Here is a 26809-nt window from a genome sequence, read left to right as displayed (position 1 = left end):
TTCATTCCGTACTAACTTTATTGCTCAAATGACCGCTTCTGAGCGATCTATCGAGGGCTTTATGTTTAACGCCTATGAATAGCAATCTTGATGCCAATAAACACCGAATATCTTTATCTTAAATATCAATGAGATAGTGTTTGCAAATTTGATGTGGGACAAAATGTCGCACGTTAATTCTCGTCGTCCTAAATTTTCTTGGTACACTCTGTCCCAATTACAATAACGAGTAATGAGTCAATATGTCCCCAACGTTAGATCCCAATAAAGTGGCGCAATATCAAGCATTTTCTGTATTAGTGGTTGATGATGAAGTCGGAATGCAGACGATTCTCAAGAAAGCACTCAGCAAGTGGTTTTCGAGAGTGGACACGTCGGGGAGTATTGAGGAAGCGGAGTCGCTTAGGGTCGTCAACCACTATGATTTGATCATACTGGATATTAACTTGCCGGGGCGCTCAGGAATCGACTGGGAAGAGGCGTTTAACGACGAAGACCGAAAGTCAGATGTGATTTTCATGACGGGTTATGCCGATTTGGAAACGGCGATTTCAGCACTTAAGCTCGGTGCTTCCGACTTTATTCTCAAACCTTTTAACCTTGATCAGATGCTCAAAGCGGTACAACGCTGCATGGATAAGCGCCTGAACGATCGGCTCCAATACGCACTAAAACATGACTTCAAGCGACTGATAAAAACTGACATGGTTGGCAGTTCAGAAAAAACGCGCCAACTGAAACAGCTTATTACTCAATTTGCCCCTTCACGTGCGTCTGTATTAATCGAAGGTGAATCCGGCACAGGTAAAGAGCTGGTCGCTCGTGGTGTTCACGATGCGAGTCAGCGAACAGGGCCGTTTGTACCTATCAACTGCGGCGCGATAGCACCTGAGTTGCTTGAAAGTGAGCTATTCGGTCATACATCCGGTGCTTTCACTGGTGCGAAAAAAAACCGCGAAGGGTTATTTAGAGTCGCTAGCGGCGGCACCTTGTTTCTTGATGAGATTGGCGAGATGCCATTGCAAATGCAGTCGGCATTGTTGCGTGTTCTCGAACAAAGAACGATTCGCCCCGTGGGCAGTGAAAAAGAGATCAGCGTTGACGTCAGAGTCGTGGCGGCTACCAATCGAAACTTGGCAGAGGAAGTGTCGAAGGGCAATTTCCGCCAAGATCTCTTTTATCGATTGAATGTGCTTAAAATCGATGTCGCGCCGCTTAGAGAACGCAAAGCCGACTTGCTTGATTTGGTCCCTTTCTTTACCCGTTTATTAGCGGCTGAACTGGGTATGCCTGACCCTAAGTGGGCGCATGAAGATATTATCGCGATGAACGACTATGACTGGCCGGGCAACATTCGTGAACTTAAAAACTTGATTGAACGTTGTATTTTACTTGGCAAGCCACCGGCGCATTATTGGCGAGAAGTGAATGGATACCTGCCTCAAACGCATGTGTCTGTGACTGTATCTAGCGGCAGTGCTGTGCTGGACTTACCTGATGATAGCGGAGCCAAAGAAGGTTACCCCAATAGCTGGTCGCTCAAGGAAGTTGAAAGAGCGCATATTCAACAACTGGTTGATTACCACGATGGAAACAAATCCGCGGCCTCACGTGATTTAGGCGTGGCGCGCAAGACACTAGAGCGCAAATTTAAAGAGTGGGAAATGGCGGAGTCCAACTATGCCGAGTAAAGGCGGCTTGTGGTCCAAGTGGCGTTATCGATTCAAAACCATGGTTCGTTATCGCCTCATGTTTCTGACTTCTGCGCCAATCTTACTCACATTGATTGCTCTCATTGGAATTACAGTTTACTGGTCAATTCACTACACCTGGCAGAGTGCATTGCTTGATGTTTCTGAGCGCTTAGGTGTGGCGCAAAATAGCATTGAATTGATACAAGAAAAACAAGCCAATCACGTTAAGGCGTTTGCTGAGTCTTATGGGTTTGTATCGAGAGTGAAGCAAGTCGGTGACACTCAAGAGTTTGAACGTTGGGTTTCTGAGCAAAAGAAGCGGTATAAGTTGGATTTTCTTCGATTTCATCGCGTTGATACGATTGAAAAAAAGTTCCGCTATCTCGATTTGACTCGTAAGGAGTCGTTCTTTGATGTCTTAGAACAAGATGAGCTGAATTGGCTTGATCCTGAATTAGCCAGACGAGCGCAAATTCCAATCCTGAAAAGTCAGCGAGTCGAAGGTCGAGGGCTGGTCAGCCGTACAGTAATTACGATTTACAACCGCCATAATGACATTATTGGCTTTCTCGATGGCGGATTGCTGCTCAACAACAGTACGGTATTGGTCGACCAAATTCGTGACCTGATTTATCCAACAAAAGAAGACAGCTTGCGCCCAGTTGGCACCTTGACGGTTTTTCTTGATGATCTTCGAGTCAGCACGAATGTTCCTCTCGACAGTGAAGGGAGAATCGGTCGTGCGATTGGTACTCGCGTATCACCTCAGGTTAATCGAACGGTGCTGCATGAAGGCAAAGAATGGGTAAACAGAGCCTATGTTTATGATGCTTGGTATATCACCGCGTATCAGCCGATTCGAGACCAATACGACAATGTTATTGGCATGCTTTATACCGGGTATTTGTTGTGGCCATTTGTTGAAGCTTATATGACCAACATTGCTGAAATCTCCATTACGACACTGGTGCTGCTGCTGGTGTCTGGGTTAATGGTATATCGAGGGTCGCGTGATTTGTTCAATCCAATCGAGCACATTCACCGAGTCGTAAAGATGATTCAGCTGGGGAAAGAAACTCGCATTGGTCCGCTTGGGCTTGATGAAAATCATGAGTTGGCACAACTGGCAAAACAGTTTGATAACATGCTCGATTTGCTCAACCAAAGAAAGAATGAGTTAAAGGCGGCCGCAGGAGAGCTGGAAGAAAAAGTACAGGAGCGGACGGCGAGCCTTAAAGAAAAAACAGAAGAGTTGGAACTTCATATTCAGCTTCTCAATCAGACCCGTGACAAGTTGGTCATTAATGAGAAATTGGCGGCACTAGGCGAGCTGACGGCTGGCATCGCCCACGAAATTAACAACCCCACAGCGGTTATTCTCGGCAACGTTGAATTGATGCAGTTTGAATTAGGTAACGACTCTCAGCGAGTACAAGAGGAAATTGACGCGATCCACGCTCAGATTGATCGAGTCAGGAACATCACCCGAAGTTTGCTGCAATACAGTCGCCAAGGTGGAGTGCAAGATGAGATAACTTGGCAGCACATCAACCCGATTATCGAAGAAAGTATCACTTTGGTGAAAACGGGTTCTAAAAAGCGTGCGGTACAGTTCATCACTGATCTTAAAGCTAAAAACTCGGTGGAGGTTAATCGCCACCAACTGCTGCAAATTCTGGTCAACCTTGAAATGAACGGCATTCATGCGATGAGTGGAGAAGGTACACTGACGATAAGCAGTGAAGATTGGATTGAAAACGATCAGGAATTGGGCGCTATTATTCACGTCGCTGACGAAGGTTGCGGTATCAAACCAGAAAATTTAGCGCGTATTTTCTCACCTTTTTATACAACGAAGCGGGAAGGAACCGGGCTGGGTTTATCCGTTTCCCAGAGCATTCTTAGCCAAACTGGCGGGGAACTCAAAGCCGAGTCTGAATGGGGCATAGGCAGTAAGTTCAGTATATACCTGCCACAGCGAGCAGACACATCTTTGAAAATCACCAATCTGTAATCATCTCCGGTGTTGGCGCTGGGCAAGATTGCCCAACGCCGGCACGTTTTGAAAATAATTTCTTTTTACTGCATCCAAATTGCGTCGCCGTACGTCTCTTGTCTGAAACTGTCGTTTATTTAAGGAGAAGACATGAAGCGTCACCTGACTTTGACCAGCCTAGCCATGCTAATTGCAAGTGCATCAGCATTGGCTTCACCTCAGCTTGATCCAAGCATCACGCATCAGCCTAAAGATAATGTGATTAACGTCTATGGACCAGGAGGCCCTGATACTGCTTTGCGTCACGCTGCTGAAGCTTTCACCAAGAAAAGTGGTGTACAGGTCAATGTGATTGCCGGTCCCGAGTCGAAATGGACTCAGGATGCACAAAAGAATGCTGACCTAATCTTTGGTTCCTCTGAACAATCAATGAGTGCTTTTGTTGAAACGTATCCTTTCATCACCAATCAGGATGTGGAGCCGATATATCTTCGCCGCGCAGTCATTGCTGTTCCAAAAGGAAATCCTAAAAACATTTCGGGGATTAAAGATTTGCTGGATAAGCCCTCACGTATTGTCGTTACTGAAGGATTAGGCGTGTACAACACATCCGGAACAGGTGTCTGGGAAGATGTTGCAGGTCGAACGGGGTCACTGGCTGATGTTCAAAACTTCCGTGAGAAGATCATTGCGTACGCCAAGGGCAGTGGTGCAAGTTTTAAAGCGTTTCAACAGCAGAGCGCGGACGCTTGGATTACATGGATTCACTGGCCTCTGAATCATGCGGACAAGGTTGACTACGTTGAAATAGAGCCAGAGCGACGCATCTACCGTGATCTAACCCTGGCTAAAACGAAAGGGGCAGATCCGCAAACTCAAGACTTCATCAATTTTGTCAACAGCAGTGAAGGTCGCCCCTTTTTCACCCGCGAAGGCTGGACCCGATAATAAGGAAAACAACAATGAAAGCACTATTCGTTTCAATACTAATGCTCATTCCAACCAGCTACGCCATGGCGTCAGCATCGACAGTCGATACTGGCTTCGGCGAGGTATACGCGGATGATACAGGTAAATCTCTTTACACTTTTGCTAAGGACCCAATCGGGAAATCGGTATGTAAGGGAGACTGTGAGGCGTTATGGCCACCACTATTGGCTGAAGGGCACAATAGTATGCAGTTCGCGGGTCAGGCAGGTTTCAGTCAGATTGTTCGTGCAGATGGCGCCAAACAGTGGGCATTAGAAGGAAAACCACTGTACCGATGGGTTAAAGATAAGCGGCCGGGGGATATTTCGGGTGCAGGTGTCAAAGGTGTGTGGCCACTTGCCCGAGCAGACGATGTGACGATTAAACTGTTTAACGATGGTAAGCGCCGCTTCTTGGTCGATAGTAGTAACCAAACACTCTATACGTTCGATAAAGACAAGATGAACAAGTCAGCATGTTATGGGGATTGCGAAGTGAAATGGCCGCCAGCATACGTTGATTCTAAGCTGACCGAGAAAGGCATCGACAGCCTAAAATTAACCGGAGGGTTTGGGATTACGCAGCGAAATGATCACTCATACCAATGGACATTTGAGGGCAAGCCGCTTTATCGTTGGTTTAAAGACCAGAATCCGGGTGACACCAGTGGTGATGGTGTGAAAAACGTTTGGCACCTTGTTACCCAATGAGGAAAGTGTGAGTACAGATAAACAGCAAATAGGTTTACTGCTTTCCAAAGTAGCGCTTCGAGACCGGGAGGCTTTCGAAGCGCTCTATCAGTTAACCAGCACAAAACTTTTCAGCTTGATTTGCAGTGTTGTAAAAGACGAGCAAGTCGCAGCGGAATTACTTCAGGAAGGCTTCGTTAAACTTTGGTATAGCGACCACCGATACCCATTAGATTATCCATGGGCGTGGCTGTGTCAAAGTATGAGGAACCTTGCTATTGATGAAGTCAGGAAACGTAGCAGGCGAGGAGAAGAGCCGCTGGAAAAGTCATTGGATCAAGTTGATCGGCAAGCTGTATCGACTTCAGATTCTGGGCTCGATCGATGTTTACATTCTCTCAGCGAAGAGAAGCGAAATGCGATAGTGCTAGCGTACCAACACGGTATGAGCCATCAGGAGATCGTCCAACACATTAAAACACCACTTGGCACGGTAAAGTCTTGGATTCGCCGTGGGCTACAGGAGCTGAAACGATGTCTGACCGATTAACGAGCCGCCGTTACCAGAACTCTGAGCTAAGAGATAAGCTGGCCAGTGAATACGTCTTGGGGACGCAAACGCCTCGGGTACGACGAAGGTTGGAAACTTTGATGCAAGCAGACCCGACGTGGTGGGAGCATGTAGAACAGTGGCAACAGCATTTATCTGGTCTAAATCCTTCCACAGAACTTGGAACGTCTGAACATGGCCTAAAACGCCCACCGAAACGGGTTTGGAAAAATATCGCTGAGCAAACATTTAGTCCTAGTCGTGGGGCAAAGCGTATACGTTGGTGGTGGCTACCAACAGGTATGGCACTCTCTTTATTTGCGGGTGTTTGGCTGCAACCGATTTTGTTGCAAAATCCGTTACCTGTTGAAACCGTTCAGGTACGTCCTGTGAGTTATTTGGCCATGATGTCTTCAGAAACCCAGAAGAATCATTTTGCGCTGGTGGCATACCAAGGCGATAAACCCGGCCAATCAAGTCTGCGCATGCAACGCAATCTAAACATGGATAAAGTGCCGATGGATAGGGCGATGGTATGGATGAGAAACTCAGAGACTGGTGAACTCCAACTGATCGATAGTTTGCAAAACGTGAATGACGTTCGTTATATGTCGCCTACAGAGTGGCAGGCGTTGAAGAACAGCTCTGAACTATTGGTGACCGCAAATCGCGATCCAGAGAGTGAAGTCTTGTATCGCGGACGTTGCGTCGAGTTAAGTAGCTGGCAAGCAATTTAAACCACATAAGAAAAGCGCCCTTTAAAGGGCGTTTGTTTTTTAGAGCAACCATCAACGGTGGCAAAAAGTCTCTTGAAAAGGAAATGGATTTGAACAATTGATGTAGTTCACAGTTCCAAACTGCTATACTCTGCGCAAATTCTTATCTGTTTCAATAATGATTTCTCTATCCTTATGAAAAGTATAGATAAATTGTAGGGGGATACTCTCATCATAAGTACAAATAACATCACGCAGCAATTTGGTGCAAAACCACTGTTCGAAAACATTTCAGTGAAATTTGGCGAAGGTAATCGTTACGGCCTGATTGGTGCTAACGGTTGTGGTAAGTCGACTTTCATGAAGATTCTGAGCGGTGAGTTAGACCCGACTGGAGGTAACGTTAGTTACGATCCAAATGAGCGTGTTGCTAAACTGAATCAGGATCAGTTCGCTTATGAAGAGTTTACGGTTATCGATACCGTTATCATGGGCTACAAAGAGCTGTGGAAGGTAAAGCAAGAGCGTGACCGTATTTATTCTCTGCCAGAGATGAACGAAGAAGACGGAATCAAAGTTGCTGAGCTTGAAGTTGAATTTGCTGAGATGGACGGATACATGGCCGACGCAAAAGCAGGTGAACTTCTTTTAGCTGTTGGTATACCAGAAGAGCAGCATTACGGCTTGATGAGCGAAGTTGCTCCGGGCTGGAAACTGCGTGTGCTTCTTGCTCAGGTTCTGTTCGCAGACCCACATATTATGCTTCTTGACGAACCAACCAACAACTTGGATATGGATACTATCCGTTGGTTGGAAGAAACGCTGAACCAGCGTAACTGCACCATGATTATCATCTCGCACGATCGTCACTTCTTAAACTCTGTATGTACTCATATGGCTGACCTAGACTACGGTGAATTGCGTGTCTACCCGGGTAACTATGATGAATACATGACGGCTGCCTCTCAGGCTCGTGAGCGTCTGCTGTCTGATAATGCGAAGAAGAAAGCGCAAATTGCTGAGCTACAAACCTTCGTTGCCCGCTTCTCTGCAAACGCATCTAAAGCTAAACAGGCGACTTCTCGTGCTAAACAGATCGACAAGATTCAGCTAGAAGAAGTGAAAGCATCAAGCCGCCAAAACCCGTTTATTCGCTTTGAGCAGTCTAAAGAGTTATTCCGTAATGCTCTAATTGTAGAAAACCTCTCTCAAGGTTTTGAAGACGATCTATTCTCAGATTTCAACGCAATTTTCGAAGTTGGTGAGCGCGTTGCAATTATCGGTGAGAACGGCGTAGGTAAAACGACGCTTCTCAACACATTGGCGGGTGCTCTTGAACCACGTTCTGGTGAGTTCAAATGGTCTGAAAACTCTAACATCGGTTATTACGCTCAGGATCATGCTGAAGATTTTGCTGAAGATATGAATCTGATGGATTGGATGGGCCAGTGGCGTCAGGAAGGTGAAGATGAGCAGGTTGTACGCAGTTTCCTAGGGCGTATGCTGTTCTCTCAAGACGACATCAAAAAGTCTGTTCAGGTACTGTCTGGTGGTGAACAGGGTCGAATGCTTCTTGGTAAAATCATGATGCATAAACCAAATATGTTGTTAATGGATGAGCCAACTAACCACATGGATATGGAATCCATCGAGTCGTTGAACTCGGCACTTGAGCAATATAAAGGTACCTTGTTCTTCGTTTCGCATGATCGAGTGTTTGTTGACTCTTTGGCGACGCGCATTATTGAAATCAAAGACAACAAGATCACTGATTTCAAAGGAACGTATGCTGAATTCCTGAAATCACGTGGTATAGACGGTTAATTAGCTGACATCACAAAAGCAAAAAGCTCCATAATAGATATGGAGCTTTTTTATTGCTTATTCACAACGAAACTTACCTTCTAAATATTATTTCTGCTTTTTACTTCAATGCGTTAAGAATGGTTAAGCATTATTAATCATAAAGCTTTCTCTAAATGGTAGATTAGCGAAAAGGATAGAGATACTTTCAGTTGCATTGGCTAATGTCCGAATTTATCCAAGGTCAGCGCTATGCTGGTCAAACTGAAAGGTGTCTCTCATGAAAAAATTACTCGTCTTGTTAAGTATTGCTGTAGCGGCAGGTTGTGCTTCTTCATACACCGCAGAAGTGTCGCAAAAAGTGGTCGATGGAAAAGTCCAAGTCACCTACACTGATGAAGAATCGTTTGACGAGTCAACGAACCTTCAGCGCTTTGCTCAATGGAACAAAGAGCTAAGTTATTGCCCGTCAACGTATACAGTAAAATCAACGTCCACGACGTCTGACCGATTTACCATTACTGTCATGTGTGACTAAGTGGTGGAGATATTTGTGACTTATGATTCTTGGATCAAAAATCACTTATCAGGCCTCAAAGGAGCTTGAACGAGCTCCTTTACAAAGTAGATAGCCGCTTACAGTTCTTCTGTTGATAAATCCGAAGCTGAGGCTATATCCGCAATGCGACTGAGCATAGCGAGGGAAGTAGAGTGAGCTTCTTTTGAAGAGGCGGCACAACAGTCTTCCAAGATGGTGATTTTATAGTCTCGGTCATGACCTTCTCTGGCTGTGGATTGAATTGCCCATTCTGTACTTACACCCGCAAGAAACAGCTGTGTCACGTGGTTAGCTCGTAGCGTGGCCTCTAATGATGTGTTATAAAACGCACTAATTCTTGGTTTCACAATGATTGAATCATCTTCTCGAACGTCGACATCGCTATGAAATTCAGTACCAAAGCTCCCCAGTTGTAACGCTTGATACTGGTCTGCCCTACCAAATATAGGCGAGGACTTGGGCTGCGCCGAATAGTTGGTATCAAAACCTACTTTGATGTGAACCACTAACCAGTTGTTTTTTCTCGCATAGTTCAACGCATGATTGGTATTAGTGATTGTCTCCATCTCACTAGCAAGCTGAGCACAGCTTGGTATCTTACCGTCGGGATGAACAATATCGTTGATTAAATCGATTATTAGGATCGCTTTAGACATAGGAGTCTCCTAAATATGAACTGGCTTGAGGGCGGGTATTGACTTATTAGCGATAGTATTGAATCGAGCGATGGAAGAATGGTGTTAAAGTTTAATTTTCAAAAATGGAAAAAACTTAACCGATGATTTCAAAAAAGAAAAGAGCCACATGAGAGGCTCTTTTAAAATGGGGTGACTTGTTTATTGTTTATGGCCCCAATCTTCTGGGTCACTGATGTAGGTGACGCCACCATCCATCATAAGATCGCTAGTGGTCATAAAGGCTGAGTCATCGCTGGCAAGGAATAGCGCAGCGCCAGCCACTTCTTCGACCGCGCCTTTTCTTCCGAGAGGAATTCCGTCTTTAGCAACTTGGTCAACCTGGTCTCGGTAATCAACCTTGTCCCAAATTTCAGTTTCGGTTACACCGGGTGAAATGGTATTGGCGCGGATTTTTTTATGAGTGAGTCCACAGGCAAAGCTCTTAGTTAGAGAAGAGATAGCTGCTTTTGAGGCGTTGTAAGGCGCTTGGTTCCAACTGGCATGTATCGCACCAACAGAGGAAATAGAAATAACCGATGCTCCTTCACTCAATAGTGGCGCTGAATATTGCATAGTAAAGAAAGCGCCTTTAACGTTGAGTGCAAACATGTCGTCAAAGTCTTGTTCAGTTGTTTCTGTAAACGGCTTTAGTTGATAGGCCCCCGCATTAACAACCAATACATCCAGTTCAGAAAACTCTCTTTTAAGCAATTCATACGCTGAAGCAATATCTTCCACTTTGGAAATGTCTGCGACCACTTCGAGTGCTTTGTTCGAGAAGTACTCTCTATTAATTGTTTCCAACTTTTCGGCATTTCGTCCGTTAATAGCAATTGTCGCGCCTTCTTCAAAGAAACGACGCGCAATAGCTAAGCCGATGCCTGAAGTTGCTCCAGTAATGAACGCTTTTTTTCCTGTTAGTTTCATAATATTCCTTCAATAGGTGAATGGTTGAAGATGGACAATCTCTAGTGTTATAGGGTTCGCAAACCTCAGCTGTTTGTAGGGGAAGAGGTAGTGAGTTTGTGCATTCTTGTGACGATAAATACATTTTGACGACTGATTAACACATAACTAATACAAAATGCTCTAAATGGATTTAGTCATACTAAAACAATATGTTAGGTACATGTTTAAGATGAATGTAAGGGGAAAGTCAGCAGTGTAGAAAGTTTGATTTGTGCTAAAGGAACTAGCTATAACATTTATGAAAATGTCAGTGCTGATTAGAGCCTCATGAAAGATGCCGGCGAGAAAACGGAGCGTTGTAGATCAAGTTACTTAATCACGAATTGAAGCCGCTAATTGATTGAAAAAATTCAAATTGCTCCAGATCGTCAACTATATTGATGAAGACGGTCTATACAAATAGAAAATACAAAGACTACTGGAGCATAAAATGGGTGAATTTTTTGTCATCGGGATCGATCTATTCTCAGGGCTTTTCATTATCGCGATTGGGCTTGGTGTAATCAGTGTTCTGTACATGTACGTTGCAGACAAACGCCAGCACAAACATGCCATTCGACACAACTATCCTGTCATTGGGCGTTTTCGCTACTTGTTTGAGAAACAGGGAGAGTTCTTCAGGCAATATTTCTTTGCTATGGACAGAGAGGAGATGCCATTCAATCGTGCAGAACGTAGCTGGGTATACAAAGCGGCGAAAAATGTTGATCGTACGATAGCTTTCGGCTCGACCCGTAATCTGGACGCGACGGGCACCATCATGTTTATGAACTGCGCGTTTCCCACTTTGGAGGAAGATGCCGTATCCCCAGCCGCGGTCACCATCGGTGAAGGTTGCCGAACGCCTTATACCACGTCATCGATTTTCAATATCTCCGGAATGAGTTTTGGTGCCTTATCAAAGCCTGCGGTTCGAGCCTTGTCTAAAGGCGCAAAGATCGCCGGATGCTGGATGAATACGGGAGAGGGCGGCTTAAGCTCGTATCACTTGGAAGGCGATTGCGACATTGTGTTCCAGATCGGGACAGCTAAATACGGCGTTCGAGACGAAGAAGGCCATCTTTCTGATGACAAACTGCGAGAACTGGCCGCACATGATAATGTCAGAATGTTTGAGATAAAAATCAGTCAGGGAGCGAAACCGGGCAAAGGCGGCATGCTACCCGGGCGCAAAGTCACAGCTGAAATTGCTCAAATTCGCGGTATCCCTCAGGGGCACGACTCTATCAGCCCGAATGGGCATAAAGATATCCGTAATGTTGGCGATTTACTTGATATGATCCAACGTATTCGAGAGGTGACGGGCAAACCCGTTGGCTTTAAGAGTGTCATTGGCTCTCAAGTATGGTTCAAAGATCTTCTCGATGAAATAGAGAGGCGAGGCCATGACAGTGCCCCCGATTTTATTACGATTGATAGCGCTGACGGCGGCACCGGCGCCGCGCCTCAACCACTGATGGATTACGTAGGGCTGCCGTTGAAAGAAAGCCTGCCTCTGGTAGTAAATTTACTTAGTGAGCGTGGTCTAATCCCGAGAATTAAAGTGGTTGCCTCTGGCAAGCTCATCACGCCTTCCAAAGTAGCTTGGGCGATTGCTCTAGGTGCCGATTTTGTTGTTTCTGCTCGAGGCCACATGTTTGCACTGGGTTGTATTCAGGCGCTGCAATGCAATAAAGATACGTGCCCGACAGGCATCACCACTCATGACGTGCGCCTGCAACAAGGATTGAACGTTGAAGACAAAATGGAGCGTGTCGCGAATTACAACAAATACATCCACTACGGTATTGGCTTGATCGCTCACTCATGTGGCGTGACCAACGCCCGTGATTTGGCTCGCGAACATATACGTATTGTTAAAGAAGACGGATTATCCGTCGCATTGGATGAGTTGTACCAAAATCACCGATAGCCTCAATGTGCTCATTGGATTTATGAGCACATTCTTTTCCCCTCATGAACTCCCATCTCATAAATTGTCTGTACTTTCGTGTTTTTATGTATTTATTTCGTCAATATTAATGTTGTTATCTACTTGTTTTTGCTGAATGCATTCACCCCGCAGATATGTGTATTGTTTGATATTTGAGCTGCTGAGATAATCCTGCCCCTAATTGAAACAGCAGACAAAGTTATCGAGCAATCCCTTGATAGCCGTATTATTCACCAGTAAAGGAGCTACACGTGTCATCTGTTGTGGAACAGGCTGATTTGCATCAGCCAATCGAGCTGCGCAGTGGCCTCGGCCATCATTCGCGCATCGTCCCGCAAATTCTTCAGCCTCAAAATGGTATGGAGCTGCAACAAGTTATTGAACAGGCGTATTTAAAAAAACTGCCTGTTTATCCTGTCGGGAAAGGCAACAACTGGGGGTACGGTTACAAAACACCTGCCAGTGATGGTTGTACGTTACTCGATCTTAGCGGCATGAACCGAATACTGAGCTTTGATGAAGAGCTTGGAGTTATTGAGGTCGAGCCGGGTGTAACACAAGGTCAAGTGTCTGGATATCTCAAACATACGCCATGGATGTTGGATTGCACGGGAGCAGGGCCAGATACCAGCCTGATGGGGAATATATTAGAGAGAGGATTTGGTCACGGTCCTGTTGGTAACCGAAGCCAACACTTTACGATTAGCGAATTAATCTTAGCCAATGGCAAGGTGATGAAGCTAAACCAGAGCGCGCGATATTGTGGCCGAGCAGGCCTTGCTGCCAATCTTCACGAGTTGTTCACTCAGAACAATATTGCCGTGATCAGCAAAATTAAGTTCGAACTGATGCTTAGGCCAGAAGCGAGCTTACGTTGTTTAGTACGCCTGAAAAGCGCGAATGATTTACCTGCCTATATCGATATCATGCGCCGCCTGAAATCAGAAGGCAGCATTGATGGTTTGCCTCACTTGGGTAACACCTACCGAATGCTAACCATGATGGAACGATTCAATTTTACCAAATGGAGCACGAGTGATGGTGCAAACCAGGCGGATATTGAATCGCTGTGCAACCAATACAACTTATCTCCTTGGTCGGGTGCGTTTGTGATCATAGGCACTACGGCAGTAGCAAAAGCTAAAGCCGCACGTGTAAAAGCACTGCTTAAGCCCATCGCTAAAGTAAATGTAGTTAGCTTGGCAAAGCTGAAACAAATGAACCAAATAGCAATCAGTGCCAGTCGTTTGCTTGGGCGCTTGTCCGTGTACCAGCGCTTGCAGGGTAGTCTCAATGAGTTTACTGAGATGATGGATATGCTCGAGGGGAACCCTAAAGATTTGGCCCTCAAAGGTTGCTATTGGCGCTATCGTGGAAACATTCCAGAAAAAATGAACCCTGTGGAAGACGGAGCTGGCTTTTTTTGGGTTGCACCTACGTTGCCGATGGTCGGCGAAGACGTTGAAAAATGTATGCGTTTGTCACAGCAAGCCTTCGACAAAGCAGGGTTTGAATTTGGTGTCACGTTAACCGCCGTCAATGCTTACATGTGTCAGGCGATTATCAGTATTTACTATGACTCTGGTAATCCTGATGAAGTTACCAGAGCGACCGATTTAGTACGTAAATTGCGCGCCTTATATCGACGCTACCAGTGGCCGTGTTATCGACGTGCCGTTGATGAAATGCCATTCAATAGTGAATTCGAGCTGGAGCAAGACGCATTAGAACTGCGCAGCCGTATTAAAGCCGCGTTTGATCCCGATGACATTGTTTCTCCGGGCCGTTATCAGATGGCGGCTTCTTACCAATTTTCGGAGGACAGTTAAGAATGATCTTACCGAGCAAACGCCTTTCCAGAGATAGTGATTTTCTGGAGTTTGCCAAGCACTATCAATCCATATCAGGCAATACGAGCAAGATAGAGCAATTGAAGAGCCGAACGTGTGTTCGTGCGTTTTACGACTCAAAAGGGCAGATGTGTGCAGGGTATAGCGTAAACTGCGACAACCCTTTGGTCTACATCGCGGATTTACCGAAAGACATGGAAGCGCACCCCCTTCAATACGCGACGGAGAACATTGTTGAAGGTGGAGGGCTTTGGGTAGAGCGAGAACTATCTGATTTCGAACGCGGTTTTGTCTTTATCTATGCCAGCTGGGACGCGTACCGTATGAAGAAGCGTTATTTCATGTCAGGTGCACGTAACCCTAAAGTCGCTGAAAGACAGAAGTATATTTACCCCAATATCCTGTTTGAAGGCCCAACTGAGAAGTTTGATTATGTCTGTATGCTTTACTGCCGGCGTCAGTATATTCTGTTCCAGATTGGGCTCTTCATTTCGCGATACTGGATTGCTCAACCGATTAAAAAATGGTTTAGAAACCTGAAAGCAGCGACGACCTGACTTCAATGGAAAGAGCCTAAGATAAGGCTCTTTTACTACCTAGTCCCGCTAAAAAGTTCTAGTTAAAGCCGCCAGCACAATACCAAGGGTGATGGATGTCAGAGGTCGTTTAAAGGCCAGTGTGCCAATAGCCGTCACCAGCAAGGCGACTTTAGCGCCCATATCTCCGGTAATAAACAGTGGCGCTATAATCGCCACTAACACTGAGCCCGACATAGCGGCGATAAACTGCTGAACGCGCTGGCTGATGGGAATGTAAGACATCACATAGATGCCACCCCAGCGAGTAATAATGGTCACGATGGTCATAACTGATATGATCGCCAAGGTGCCTAGATCCGTTGTCTCAATGTTCATCTTTCTTTTCTCCTACAAGCACACCAGCAATGCCTCCGGTTAAAGCACCAACAATCACGTGAGCGTTCTCTGGCAGATACAAATACGCGGCAATGGATGAGAGCGCCGCAGACGCCCAGATAATGTAGGTACCGTTGTCTTTATTACCCTCAAGCACCATGGTAAGCAGGAAACACCCCATGACCATATCAATGCCATAAGCGGATGGGTTTTGAATCGCGTTACCAAAATAAACACCGATCCAAGTGCCGATAATCCAGAAAATCCAAATCGCCAGACCGCCACCAAACAGAATACCTAGTCCTTTCGAGTGTTCTTCGTTAGCAAACGCCTTCATCGACATTGCCCAGTTGGCATCTGAAGCGAGTAACATCACGCCGTAACGTGGCAAAGCCTTCATGGTTTTAATGTGAGGATACAGTGTTGCGCCGATAAGAAGGTGGCGGGCATTGATGGCAAATACCGTGATAGCTAAAGGAAAAACAGGGACATGCGTTCCCCATAGATCTAACGCGCCAAACTGAGATGCGCCAGCAAAAACCAGCGTGCTCATCCACAAAGAAGAAGATTCGCTCAGCCCGACCTGAACGGCCGCCAGACCAAATGCAGTGCCAAAGACCACAACGAATATTGAGATCGGCAGTAAGCTGATAAAGCCTTGTTGCACGGATTGATACTCTAGTTTTAATTCTTTTTCGAGCATGGAGTTAGCCATTTTTATGAGTGATGCAAAGTGAATCAAACAGTAAACTGGAATGATTAAATCGAAAAGCGCATAATTCAGAAATTACCCATTCGAAAATCGAATAATGAATAATCAAGATCTTCAAATTGACTGGTTAAAGAGTTTTGTAGCTATCATAGACGCTGGCTCTCTATCTAATGCAACGGCAAGTGTCCACCGTTCACAATCTGCTGTGAGCATGCATCTAAAAAAACTGGAAAATGCGACGGGTAGGAGACTTATCGTTAGAGGCAGTCGAAGCATAGACTTAACTGAAGAAGGTCAGGTGTTGCTGGGCTATGCTAGGCGTATACTCGATTTGCATTCTGAAGCGCAGGCTGCTTTTCATGGTAATGAGTTAGTCGGTCAGGTGAAATTAGGGGTGCCCGAAGACTATGCTGCGGAGTATCTAACCCCCATATTAAGAAACTTTGCTTCTCGCTTTGCGGGCGTTGAAATCGAACTTGATTGTGAGCAGTCCACTTCATTGATTCCTAGAGTTGAAAGTAACGATCTGGATTTGGCTTTGGTTTCAAGAGATAACGCCAGTAGGGGAACACTGCTCTTTCAGGAGCCAATGGTCTGGGTTGGAGCGCCACAATTTGAAATTTGGCGCAGAGAAACTCTGCCTATTGCCGTTTATGAAAGCTCAAGTCTGGCAAGGCGCAGTGCAATCAACTCGTTGGCTAAGCATGGTCGGCCTTATAAAGTGGTTTACAACAGCTCCAGTGTTGCTGGACAAATTGCAGCAGTTGAGAGCGGGCTTGCTGTAGCGGTGTTTACTCAGTGTAGTGTGCCAGATCATCTCGAAGTATTGGGGCAGGAACATGGATTGGGCCCATTGGAACCAATGGAAGTGGCTGTTTATCGTAGCAAAGCGTCCAAAGGCTCCAGAGCCGTAGACTATCTTCATGATTTGCTAGCGAAGACGTTGAAAACAGTGTCTGTTCGCTAAAGCGTTATCATATCGATAGAGTACGAGAGAGAATGAAATACGCTTGATTTTCAATTATCTCCGTTGATGTGGTGATGCTGAAGCACCAACCACACATTGTTTTTTACCACAAATTGATTCTTACCACTCCATTTCTCCTTTATGGACTTTTGCTCCAATACTGAGAGCAACAGGCAGCGCTGCATCTCTATATTTCTCATTCATTTTCTCAATCAGCTGCTCGCTGTTCTTGGTCGTTTTCTTAGCTTGCTTAAAGTCCTGAAGATATTGCTGAGAATATTGAATGGAACCCACGTTTAACTCTGTGCCTGAGATCATATGGCCCGGAACAACGATTTCTGGTTTCAGTGACTGAATTTCCTTCAGTTGTTTAGACCAAAGTGCTTGGCTTTCATTGCTTTGGGCATCTGCCATCCATAGGTGGAGGTTCGTGCCATATATTGAAACGTTACCAAGTACCGCTTTTTCTGATGGAACCCAAAGATAAGGTCGGTGGGCAATGTCACCATCAGTACCATGAATTTCAATGGTATGGCCATCAATGGTTAAACTGGAAGCGGTGTATGCTGTTGGAATATAAGGTGTTACTGGTGCGTTATCGCCCATGCGCGGCGCCCACACCTTAAGTTTGGTCGGCAGTTTTTCCTCGATAACTTTTCTTACAGCAGGTGTAGTAATGATTTGCGCTTCTGGGAATAAGCTATGCAGTACTTCCGCACCAAAATAATAATCCGGGTCCGCCTGGCTAATAAAGATCGTTTTCAAGGTTTTACCTGTATCCAGCACTTTGGCTGCAATGCGAAGTGCATCTGCTTTGGTGAATCCAGTGTCGATAACCATAACCTCAGTTTCGCCGATAATGAGTGTTGAATTAACGTGGAAACTGTTTTGGTCAGCGTTGTAAACATCAAAAGTGAGGTTTGATTGTTCAGCCGCCAAAGTATTCGTCGCGATCAGCATCGAAGCAGCAAGTAGGGTAAGTCTTTTCATCATTCTCTCCATTAACTGGGCTGTGTGTTGGGACATGAGGATGATAGGAAATTGACCTGACCAGAAAAATACCTCAAAGTTAACAACATTGTTTCTTAAATCGAACATATAGATGGATAGACTTACCGCTGCTAAAGTATTTGTCGATGTCGCACAGTCGGGCAGTTTTACTGCCACAGCAGATCGGCTAGATATGTCGAGACCGATGGTCACCAGATACATTGAAGCAATGGAAGACTGGCTTAGTGTGCGGCTTCTACACCGGACGACCCGAAAAGTCTCTCTCACCACGGCAGGTGAATCTTGCCTTAAGCAAGTCGAACAATGGTTGGAGCAGGCTGATAAGCTAACAGCGACAACGGATACTGGTGATGAACTAACAGGGACGGTGAGAATTGCGACCAGTATGTCATTTGGCTTTTCGCAACTCATACCTGCGATTACTGCGTTTATGAAGCTGCATCCCAAGGTCAGTATTGACATCGATCTTCAAGATTCAGTGACAGATATGGCAGACAGCCAGATTGATTTAGCGATCAGAATCGCTTCTAACCCAGACCCGTCTTTGATTGGCAAGCCCATAGCCGTATGTGACTCTGTGATTGTTGCCTCTCCGAGTTATGTTGAAAATGTCGAGCTGAGTAGACCGGAAGATTTATCGCGATTTCAGTGCTTAGGGTATAAAAACTTCCAGCGCCACGTATGGCATCTGAGTAAAGGCGACGAGCATAAAGCGGTAGAGGTGCATTGTCAGTTAACCGCGAATGAGGCTACCGTGTTATTACACGCAGCGCTGAATGGGGCTGGTCTAGCGATTCAACCTAGGTACTTAGCTGATGAATATTTATCGAGTGGTAAGCTCGTACAAATACTCCCCGAATGGAGGCCACAACAGATGAAGGTGTATGCCTTGTATTCTTCTCGAAAGCACTTGTCACGGACAGTGCGTTGTTTGATAGACTTTTTTGAAGATTACCTTGTAAGCTGAACATCTCTATTAAATCAATGAATCTTAAAGCTATCTCCCGAAGAGAAATCGAGAGATAGCTGCATCATATTAAGGGTTGTCTACTCGATACCAAAAGCATCGTTTTGAGTTGGTTCTCGCATCTAGCATCCACGTATAGCTACAATGGTTATCATAGCTATAACGGCCTACGTCAATCGTGTATGGGCCAAATGAAATATCTTGTAGCGACTCAAAACGTCCGTTATACAACAACGAAAAATGCAGGTGAGGTCCTGTTGAAGAACCACCTTGACATAAAGCAATGTTTCTTTGACTAGCATACGTTCCTATCTTTTGGTTCTTGGACACCCAGGCCCCATCTTGAACCTGTATTCCATCCATGTGGTAATAGTTTGTTGCCCATCCGTTTGGTGCCGTTACTCTCAGTTGGCAACGAGAAAATACAGAAACATAGCCTTCATGTGCAGCGGTGACACTATAAGTTTGCTCGCCCCAGCGTGGCCAGTCATAAGATACGTCAACTGAAGACAGAGGGTAGCCAGATCCTGTGTGCGAATGTGGGCCGTTTGGTATCCAGTTATATCCCACCCTCCAAGGCCACTGCATATCTGGGGGAGAAACGAAGGAGGTTTCTTCAGCAATTATTGGTGTCCCAAATTGCTCAGAATAAAACGTCTGCCACTTAGGCCATTGTTCGACACTCTGGAGTGATGACACAACAGCATAGGTTACAGCGAGATCTTGTGTCTCCAGCTGTTGCTTTGTGTGATAAAAAAACTGTGAAAGGCGATTTGCAACGTGTCTAATTTCACTCCTAACTTGTTCTAACTCAGCCTCAGATAATGTGTGATTAAGCGTCCAGCCATGAGACACCGCCAGTGTTGCTAAAATCACTCTAGGATCAACCCCCATTGCTCCGCTCCAATGGTTGAGCTCCTCTTCTAATACTAGCCACTTAGAGTTTTCATCGAAGTAATCAGTGATCAAAAATGGGTATGTTACTGGCCTGTAGACGAAACTTTGCTCTGTGAGTAGAGTTGGAATATTGTGCTGCTCCAATGTCGAAAGGTTAAGTTCACCTGTGTCGATAGTAGGTAGAATAGAGTGCGAGAACCCTTGCGCACTAAAAAGTATTAGCAAGGTACCAAGTTGTGTTTTCATAATGTTCTCCAGCCAACTGTTATGCTTGCAAGCCCCAACATGGTGAACTTACGAGCTGACAGCGAGTTCATAGGAGAACGACTGCTCGTAATCTTTTCTCTTTTGATCATTGCAGCACTGCAAGCGATCTTCACTAGCAATAAATGCCAATGACTCTTAAGCCTAATACGGCTTGTTACTCCTGATGTGCCGATGTTGAATAGAGTAAAACTCTGCCGTTTTGAAAGTGTAATAAGTAGTGCACTTAGTACCAAAATAGTGCTGTGTCGTACGCTGTATAGAATGATGAACAGAACTTGTGTTGATGGCGAAGAGTGAGAGGCAGAAAATGGATGATAGCTCTGATTACAAGGTCTCTAGATGAGTGTATAAGCAGAGCTACAGTGGGATAAATGGTATAGAAGAGAGTTCTATGTCGATCCAGCTTACTTCTCTTTGAAAGTCAGAGTCAGGTTAAGCGGCACACGATCTGAAATCTTAATCCCCCCAACCGTCGCTGCTAGATTTGTTAGGTTCTCAGTAGGGATACCAAAGTCCGATGCACCAACAATCACTGGAGAAAGCGAACTGACCATTACGTGGCCGTCTGATTTGAACGCCACGACTGAAAAGCTAATGGTCTTAGTTTGTCCATAAAGGGTGACCTGGGCGGGCACTGTTAATTTCTGTGGAGCATCAGACAATGATTGTATATCAACGTTACCGCTTACCGTTACTGTCGGGAACTTAGCAGAGTTAAAGAACAGCTCGTTCAGGCGACTATCACGAATTGGAATGCCTGTTTGGATGCCTTTTAAATCAATAGACACTTCAAACTTACCGCTACTGTCAAAAGTGCCCGATAAAGTGTTAATTGTTGCAGGCTCAACAACAAACTGATTTTTAATCGTTGCGAAGCTGACTGAAGAAAGTGAGGGATCCAGTTGGTAATTATCTGCAGCAAACGAATGAGCAGACGCCAAAGCCAGAGCAAGACTTAAAACCGGTAGAACTTTTTTCATTATTGTAATCCTTTTGATAAGTGTTCGGACTCATAGTAGTCCCATAGACGACAAGGCAACAATGAATTTATTCGATAGATTTTTGTGCTTTTTTCGATGGAATATTAAGCAGGTACAGGAGGCCTAAAAGCAACACGATGTATTTACGTAACCGTCACCTCGGCTCCCCGTTGATTTGTTAAATACGATCCAGTGATAGCTGCCATATTCTCTTGGTTCTTGCTCGGGAGGTGTTGATTGGTGTACGAGTCTTCAAAGTTGGGCGAATTTTTCTCGAATTAATGGTGTCACATACTCGAAGAACGCATGAACTTTCGCACTACGCCTCATATCAGGGTGCGCCAGCAGCCATAGTTCAGTGTCATATTGGCTCAAGTTCCTGTGTATCGAATGCAAGTTAGGGTTACTTTCGCATAGATAACGTGGAAGAGCAGCAATTCCGAAGCCTGCGACAGCAAATTCATGAACACCCATCAACGAGTTCGAAATTGTTACCGGTGCATCGGCATGTTTGAGTTGGTGAACGATCTTGTTCATTGATGACTGATTAAGGTTGTCGATCAATCTTAACCAGCGAAAGTTCTCTGGCTTATCGTCGGCCATAGTTTCTATATAATTGTGGCTTGCATATGTGGCATAAGATATTTCGGAGAGCTTCCGACCAACCCAGTGTTCTGGTGGGTTTCGTGTTGGCCGTAAAGCTATGTCGGCTTCACGCTGAACCAAGTCTAAATTTTTCGCACCGGTTAAAATACACAATTCGACATCTGGATAGGCATATTGAAATCCTCTAAAGATATCCACCAGCGTATACATCAGAGAATCAGTAGTCGTAATGGTGAGTTGGCCTTCAAGTCTAGAATTCTGGCCGCCTAGCTCTCTGTGAATGCGGTCAACACCTTCTTTTAGTTCCTGAGCATGCTGGAAAAATTTTTCTCCTTCGGCTGTCATGACATAGCCGGTCTGCAGCCTTTCAAAGAGTGTGACGCCAAGCTTTAGCTCAACGCCTTCGATACGGCGAAATACAGTCGAGTGATTTACTCCCAGCTTTCTCGACGCAGCAGATAGCGACCCTGTCTCGCAAACAGCTAACACAAAAGGAATGTCATTCCAATCTAAGTCCTGTGCATTCATGCAAGCATCCTTTGCAATGTTGCTTAATTTACGTGCACAGACTATCGAATTATATTTTCTTCATCAACTACGGTTTGCCAAGTAGCAGTCGGCAGCCGAAAGGTTTGAAACTAAATAATGGCTTAGGAGAGAAGATATGAAAGTTTTGGTTATCGGCGCAACAGGTACCATTGGTAAGGCTGTTGTCGAACAGTTATCAACGCAGCATGAGGTTATCCGTGCAGGTTATAAAGGAGGAGATGTCCAGGTTGATCTGTCTTCAAAGACGTCGATCGAGGAGCTGTTTAATCAAGTTGGGACATTGGACGCTATTGTGAGTACCGCTGGGGCAGCCAACTTTGTTTCGTTAAATGAAGCTAAAGATGAGGATTTCCAACTTGCGCTTAGCAATAAATTGATGGGGCAGGTTAATTTGGTGAGATTAGGGCAGGAGCATTTGTCTGATGGTGGTTCTATCACTTTAACCTCAGGTGTTCTATCTCGTCAGCCGATGCCGGGCTCAGTCACGTTGAGTATGGTTAACGGCGCTTTAGAGTCATTTACAAAAGCGGCTGCGTTGGAAGTGGAGCGTAATATTCGTATTAACGTTGTTAGCCCTGTCTTTGTTAAGGAAACCATGGCGATGATGGGTATGGATCCAACCTCTGGTCTTTCCGCTGACGACACCGCTCAGGCGTACGTCGCATCAATCGAAGGTAGTGCCAATGGAGAAACGTTAGACGTTTTAGATTTTGTGTAAGTAAGCACTGTTTTTCAAATAAAGGGGCCTAAGTAGAGGCCCCTTTTATGTGGGAGATGCTCCGTCCTAAGTAAGAACTGATTGAATGGCATACAGGTACGCGTCGTGTGTAGCTCAGTATCCATACTAGGTGTTCATATTTCATTCACGTGGTAAATAGTAATTTGAGCCTGTTGCTAGTTGCATTAGCGGAGAAAGGTAAATGGATAACAAAGAAAAACTATCATCGATTACCATCACACTTCACTGGGTCGTGGGGGTATTAATGCTCTACATGGTGATGTCAGGCCTCTTTATGGAAGACATCGGAATTCAGTGGCTGTTTGATTCTCATACCTCGTTTGGAGTGGCAATCTTACTAGTCATCATTCCTAGAGTTATCTGGCGGTACTCAAATGGCTGGCCGGAGCATGTTGGAGACTACACACAGTTTGAAAAAATAAGTGGTAAGGCAGTGCATTGGGCACTTCTGATTGCGACTCTACTTATGCCGTTATCAGGCATGATGATGGCGATTGGCGGCGGGCATGGCTTACACTTTTTTAGTTTTGATCTTTTAGCGGCTACGTCAGACCCGGCTAATCCAGGAGAAAATCTGGTTATTTATCCGCTTCTTGATGATATTGGGGATACTATCCACTCCTTCATCGGCGAAACACTCTTACCCGCTGCGATCATTCTTCATATTGTCGGAGCACTCAAGCATCACTTAATCGACAAAGACAGAACGCTGCTGCGAATGCTAGGTCGATAATTACTTAAATTTAGGTACCGTTCTAATGTTTCACATGGAGTTATAAATGCGCCAGTGTCAAGAAGACCCGTCAAGTAAAATCGGTGAGCTGGGCGCACAAAAAAGGCCGTATCATTTTCATTGCCCAAATGATACGGCCAAAGCTATCAATCGATTAATATTTGAAGTTAGCGACAATTTGCTCCAGTTTGTGGCTAACACCTGACACTTGTTCGCTACAACGAACGGAACCTGCTACTACTTGGTGTGTGTCGCCTGCTAAAAGTGCAATTTCGGTAATGTTGCGGTCTATCTCTGCAGATACCATGGATTGCTCTTCTGAAGCGGTTGCTATTTGTGTATTCATGTCCGACATTTCACTGATCCGCAACGTCATCGCGTCAATCGCCTTGACCACTTCCTTGGTACTGGCCTTGGTATGATGCGCTTGATCTAAGCTTGAAGACATTTTCGTAACGGTTTGTTGTATACCGGATGTCAGAGTCTGAATTGTGGTTTCTATTTGATGGGTGGAATTGTTTGTCATCAGCGATAGCTGTCTGACTTCATCGGCTACCACAGCAAAGCCACGGCCATTTTCACCCGCCCGAGCGGCTTCTATTGCAGCATTTAGAGCAAGGAGGTTAGTTTGTTCTGCAATCCCTTGGATGGTCGCGATAACTTGATTAATCTCTTTGCTCTGCTCAGCTAGGTCCTCAATTAAGGCTTGGGACTCTTCAATATTCGTCGAGAGAGCTTCAATACTGTCACTGGTTGAGTGGGTGACATTTAGAGCGCTGTCGGCCTGATGTTTCATACTCTCAGCATTTTGAGCTGCGGACTCGATATTGGCAGTAATCTCATTGCTGGTCATCACTAATTCGTTGACCGCAGTCGCCACAGATTCTGACTGTACCTTCTGCTGCTCAGCATTATTCATACTTTTTACAGCGGCATGCTCTGAACTGCATGAGCTTTCACTCAACACCGACATAACACTGGCTAACTCTTTAATGTGACCATGAAGTTGGGATATGAATCGGTCAAAAGAGTTAGCAAGTTGGGCTAATTCATCATCACCTTTGGCATTCATGCGCACTGTAAGGTCGCCATCTCCGCTGGCAATGTTTTTCATAAGCACGTTGATGGCTTGAATGCGGCTTAGGATGCTTTTACCAATGAGGAACAACATACTAGAAAGTAGGGCAACAATTGCTCCACCAATTAAGAAAAGCTGGCTTTTGATGTCGGCGGATTTTTGAGAGATGACTTGGCTTATCTCGGTTTGGAGCCCATTGATGGCCTGTTCAGTATTGTGAACGTTCGATCTTAACGCACCTCTAAGCCCTTCGTTGGAGGTCAGTCCTAGAATTTCACACGCTTCGACCAATTTTTCTGCGTTGCGTCGGTAGTCAGTAAACACAGGTTGAAGTTCTTGAGGGACATGTTCACTCGCAGAGAATTTATCGAGAGCGGCGAGGAGAGATGCGCTGGTTTCTTTATTGGTGTTAGCGAGATACCGGTAATCCGCTTCCATCAGTTCAAGCAACTCCACCTCCAAAGCAAAACTGTCTTTGTCGGCCGCGGCTGCCTTTAATGCCTTTCTGGAGTTCTCCAGTTCTGAGACGAAATTGGAAGAAACATCAACGCCTTCAATTGCGTTAACTTGGTTTACCAACTGGTGAAACTGGACTTGGTACTGATTGAGAGTTGATACAATAATGGAAGTACGTTCTTCCATATCAAGATTGTGAGACTTTAAAACGATGGTAAGGGCCGTTAAACGTTCTGATAACTCTTCAAACGTTTTGTCGAAACGCTGCGGGTATTTCATATCTTTACGCGCAAGAAAATCCTTTTCGTGACGACGTAACATAAGCAGATCGACGGAGCTTTGTAGATTATCTATGGCCGCATGCTCTAAGGATTCGAAGCTGTTAAAACTGACTTGCTCGTAATAAGCGTACAAGCCGACGCTAACCAGTAAAGTCAAATTGATAAGAATTAACTTAGCACGAATGGAAAAAGAAAAAGCAAACCGCTCTGATTTAGGTGAGCCGTTCATGGACACCTCCCTGTAGCCTGATGACATTGAATATTCGCTTTAATTATGTGCTTTATGACAGTTTTGTTAATGCGAATATAAAACTAATAGCATTGGAGAGGTGTTTTGCAAGTTAGCTACTTATAAATGTCATTTCATATCACCTTTTACATCAAATACGATTTTTTCTGCTCCGGTGAAAACCTGAAATCTCAGCCCTTTAGCCCTTGCTATCGTCGTAATTCCAAACTTTTTAGCTAAATCTAACCCCATTTGGGTAACGCCAGAGCGTGAAAGCAATACTGGAATACCCATCTGCGCTACTTTGATGACCATTTCTGACGTTAGTCGACCCGTTGTGTAGAAGATTTTATCCTCGCCGCTTAGATTCTCTAGCCACATTTCTCCGGCCAGTGTATCGACAGCATTGTGTCGGCCGACGTCTTCGACAAAAGACAACACTTCATTGTGTCGACAGATCGCGCAACCATGAACAGCACCGGCTTTTTTGTAGGTGTCGTTGTAGTGAGTGAGCGCCTCAAGTGCAGAATAAATCTCCGATTGCTTGAGTTTCATTTGTGGTACCTGATAGTTCTCAAGCTGCTTCATGACATTGCCGTACATGGTGCCCTGACCACAGCCTGAGGTAACGGTTTTCTTTTTTAGTGCACTTTCAAGATGCTCAGTGTTTTCTTTCGTGATAACGGCTGCGCTATGGGTTTCCCAATCGATGATGACTGACTCAAGTAACTCTGGGTGTGAAAGAAAACTCTGGTTTTTTAGGTATCCAAGTACAAGAGACTCAGGGCGTGATCCTAATGTCATCAGCGTGACGATTTCTTTCCAGTTGAGCATCACAGTAAGAGGGCGTTCACAAGCGACCTGTTTGACAATTTTTTCACCATATTCATCGCAGACTTCTACTTCCATGGTCTGCAGTGGATTCTCACTGGTTCGGATGATGTTAGGTTTCACTACAAGGTTTCCTGCTTTAGATTGTTTGCGGTTTTGAAGGGGTAAGCAAATACCGTTCCCATCA

Annotated in this window: 25 protein-coding genes; 15 read left to right on the top strand and 10 right to left on the bottom strand. The window is 45.1% G+C overall.

The window, feature by feature from the left end:
• The first annotated feature begins 242 nt into the window (after positions 1 to 242).
• From VIC_RS21115 to VIC_RS21080, 8 genes are all read left to right on the top strand, one after another.
• The gene (locus tag VIC_RS21115; protein WP_006962324.1) at positions 243 to 1691 is read left to right on the top strand and encodes a sigma-54-dependent transcriptional regulator; all 1449 of its coding nucleotides are present in this window, start codon (positions 243 to 245) and stop codon (positions 1689 to 1691) included.
• A complete protein-coding gene (locus VIC_RS21110) occupies positions 1681 to 3708 on the top strand; it encodes a sensor histidine kinase (RefSeq protein ID WP_006962323.1) in 2028 nt (675 codons plus the stop codon). Before VIC_RS21115 ends, VIC_RS21110 begins: the two co-directional genes overlap by 11 nt.
• Before the next feature lie 132 nt (positions 3709 to 3840).
• Complete coding sequence (locus VIC_RS21105) at positions 3841 to 4638, top strand: substrate-binding domain-containing protein (protein WP_006962322.1); 798 nt, start codon at positions 3841 to 3843, stop codon at positions 4636 to 4638.
• A 14-nt stretch (positions 4639 to 4652) separates the two neighbouring features.
• Positions 4653 to 5369 carry a hypothetical protein gene (locus VIC_RS21100; protein WP_006962321.1) on the top strand — a complete coding sequence of 239 codons (717 nt, stop codon included), beginning with the start codon at positions 4653 to 4655 and terminating at the stop codon, positions 5367 to 5369.
• Between the two features lie 7 nt (positions 5370 to 5376).
• Complete coding sequence (locus VIC_RS21095; protein WP_021457547.1) at positions 5377 to 5898, top strand: RNA polymerase sigma factor; 522 nt, start codon at positions 5377 to 5379, stop codon at positions 5896 to 5898.
• Positions 5883 to 6635, top strand: coding sequence for a hypothetical protein (locus VIC_RS21090; RefSeq protein WP_006962319.1), 753 nt, complete (start codon positions 5883 to 5885; stop codon positions 6633 to 6635). The genes VIC_RS21095 and VIC_RS21090 overlap by 16 nt, the downstream gene beginning before the upstream one ends.
• 210 nt (positions 6636 to 6845) lie before the next feature.
• Complete coding sequence (locus tag VIC_RS21085) at positions 6846 to 8438, top strand: ABC-F family ATPase (protein WP_039952433.1); 1593 nt, start codon at positions 6846 to 6848, stop codon at positions 8436 to 8438.
• 259 nt (positions 8439 to 8697) lie between these two features.
• On the top strand, positions 8698 to 8955 hold the full coding sequence (locus VIC_RS21080; RefSeq protein WP_006962317.1) for a hypothetical protein: 258 nt from the start codon (positions 8698 to 8700) through the stop codon (positions 8953 to 8955).
• A gap of 98 nt (positions 8956 to 9053) precedes the next feature.
• Here VIC_RS21080 and VIC_RS21075 read toward each other — a convergent pair whose 3' ends face one another.
• Positions 9054 to 9632 carry a cysteine hydrolase family protein gene (locus tag VIC_RS21075; RefSeq protein WP_006962316.1) on the bottom strand — a complete coding sequence of 193 codons (579 nt, stop codon included), beginning with the start codon at positions 9630 to 9632 and terminating at the stop codon, positions 9054 to 9056.
• Between the two features lie 180 nt (positions 9633 to 9812).
• Positions 9813 to 10580, bottom strand: a complete 768-nt coding sequence (locus VIC_RS21070) for an SDR family NAD(P)-dependent oxidoreductase (RefSeq protein ID WP_006962315.1) — start codon at positions 10578 to 10580, stop codon at positions 9813 to 9815.
• 472 nt (positions 10581 to 11052) lie between these two features.
• Here VIC_RS21070 and VIC_RS21065 point away from each other — a divergent pair, with 472 nt between their 5' ends.
• The 3 genes from VIC_RS21065 (at position 11053) to VIC_RS21055 (ending at position 14962) form a co-directional block, all read left to right on the top strand.
• Positions 11053 to 12534, top strand: coding sequence for an FMN-binding glutamate synthase family protein (locus tag VIC_RS21065; protein ID WP_006962314.1), 1482 nt, complete (start codon positions 11053 to 11055; stop codon positions 12532 to 12534).
• A 272-nt stretch (positions 12535 to 12806) separates the two neighbouring features.
• The gene (locus VIC_RS21060) at positions 12807 to 14384 is read left to right on the top strand and encodes an FAD-binding protein (protein WP_006962313.1); all 1578 of its coding nucleotides are present in this window, start codon (positions 12807 to 12809) and stop codon (positions 14382 to 14384) included.
• Between the two features lie 2 nt (positions 14385 to 14386).
• Positions 14387 to 14962 carry a hypothetical protein gene (locus VIC_RS21055; protein WP_006962312.1) on the top strand — a complete coding sequence of 192 codons (576 nt, stop codon included), beginning with the start codon at positions 14387 to 14389 and terminating at the stop codon, positions 14960 to 14962.
• Between the two features lie 48 nt (positions 14963 to 15010).
• Here VIC_RS21055 and VIC_RS21050 read toward each other — a convergent pair whose 3' ends face one another.
• Complete coding sequence (locus VIC_RS21050; protein WP_006962311.1) at positions 15011 to 15319, bottom strand: AzlD family protein; 309 nt, start codon at positions 15317 to 15319, stop codon at positions 15011 to 15013.
• Entirely contained in the window at positions 15309 to 16022 is a 714-nt protein-coding gene (locus VIC_RS21045) for an AzlC family ABC transporter permease (RefSeq protein WP_006962310.1), read from the bottom strand. The genes VIC_RS21050 and VIC_RS21045 overlap by 11 nt, the downstream gene beginning before the upstream one ends.
• Before the next feature lie 106 nt (positions 16023 to 16128).
• On the opposite strand from VIC_RS21045, the gene VIC_RS21040 reads away from it, so the two are divergent.
• The gene (locus VIC_RS21040) at positions 16129 to 16998 is read left to right on the top strand and encodes a LysR family transcriptional regulator (protein ID WP_006962309.1); all 870 of its coding nucleotides are present in this window, start codon (positions 16129 to 16131) and stop codon (positions 16996 to 16998) included.
• Positions 16999 to 17118: 120 nt separating this feature from the next.
• On the opposite strand, the gene VIC_RS21035 is transcribed toward VIC_RS21040, so the two are convergent.
• Positions 17119 to 17988, bottom strand: a complete 870-nt coding sequence (locus tag VIC_RS21035; RefSeq protein WP_006962308.1) for an MBL fold metallo-hydrolase — start codon at positions 17986 to 17988, stop codon at positions 17119 to 17121.
• Between the two features lie 112 nt (positions 17989 to 18100).
• On the opposite strand from VIC_RS21035, the gene VIC_RS21030 reads away from it, so the two are divergent.
• Positions 18101 to 18976 (top strand): LysR family transcriptional regulator, encoded by an 876-nt coding sequence (locus VIC_RS21030; RefSeq protein ID WP_006962307.1) that lies wholly within the window; start codon positions 18101 to 18103, stop codon positions 18974 to 18976.
• Between the two features lie 69 nt (positions 18977 to 19045).
• On the opposite strand, the gene VIC_RS21025 is transcribed toward VIC_RS21030, so the two are convergent.
• From VIC_RS21025 to VIC_RS21015, 3 genes are all read right to left on the bottom strand, one after another.
• A complete protein-coding gene (locus VIC_RS21025) occupies positions 19046 to 20119 on the bottom strand; it encodes a M23 family metallopeptidase (RefSeq protein WP_006962306.1) in 1074 nt (357 codons plus the stop codon).
• 425 nt (positions 20120 to 20544) lie between these two features.
• Positions 20545 to 21120, bottom strand: a complete 576-nt coding sequence (locus VIC_RS21020) for a YceI family protein (protein WP_006962305.1) — start codon at positions 21118 to 21120, stop codon at positions 20545 to 20547.
• Positions 21121 to 21372: 252 nt separating this feature from the next.
• The gene (locus VIC_RS21015) at positions 21373 to 22254 is read right to left on the bottom strand and encodes a LysR family transcriptional regulator (RefSeq protein WP_006962304.1); all 882 of its coding nucleotides are present in this window, start codon (positions 22252 to 22254) and stop codon (positions 21373 to 21375) included.
• 136 nt (positions 22255 to 22390) lie between these two features.
• Here VIC_RS21015 and VIC_RS21010 point away from each other — a divergent pair, with 136 nt between their 5' ends.
• Positions 22391 to 22993, top strand: a complete 603-nt coding sequence (locus VIC_RS21010) for a short chain dehydrogenase (RefSeq protein ID WP_006962303.1) — start codon at positions 22391 to 22393, stop codon at positions 22991 to 22993.
• A 202-nt stretch (positions 22994 to 23195) separates the two neighbouring features.
• On the top strand, positions 23196 to 23747 hold the full coding sequence (locus tag VIC_RS21005; RefSeq protein WP_039952429.1) for a cytochrome b: 552 nt from the start codon (positions 23196 to 23198) through the stop codon (positions 23745 to 23747).
• 154 nt (positions 23748 to 23901) lie between these two features.
• Here VIC_RS21005 and VIC_RS21000 read toward each other — a convergent pair whose 3' ends face one another.
• Together VIC_RS21000 and VIC_RS20995 are read right to left on the bottom strand one after the other, a co-directional pair.
• Positions 23902 to 25791, bottom strand: coding sequence for a methyl-accepting chemotaxis protein (locus VIC_RS21000; protein WP_006962301.1), 1890 nt, complete (start codon positions 25789 to 25791; stop codon positions 23902 to 23904).
• A 129-nt stretch (positions 25792 to 25920) separates the two neighbouring features.
• Positions 25921 to 26700 carry a formate dehydrogenase accessory sulfurtransferase FdhD gene (locus VIC_RS20995; protein WP_050778653.1) on the bottom strand — a complete coding sequence of 260 codons (780 nt, stop codon included), beginning with the start codon at positions 26698 to 26700 and terminating at the stop codon, positions 25921 to 25923.
• Positions 26701 to 26809 lie beyond the last annotated feature (109 nt).

The sequence above is a fragment of the Vibrio coralliilyticus ATCC BAA-450 genome, from assembly GCF_000176135.1.
Lineage (GTDB): Bacteria > Pseudomonadota > Gammaproteobacteria > Enterobacterales > Vibrionaceae > Vibrio > Vibrio coralliilyticus.
This window is presented reverse-complemented; position numbering and strand designations above follow the sequence as displayed.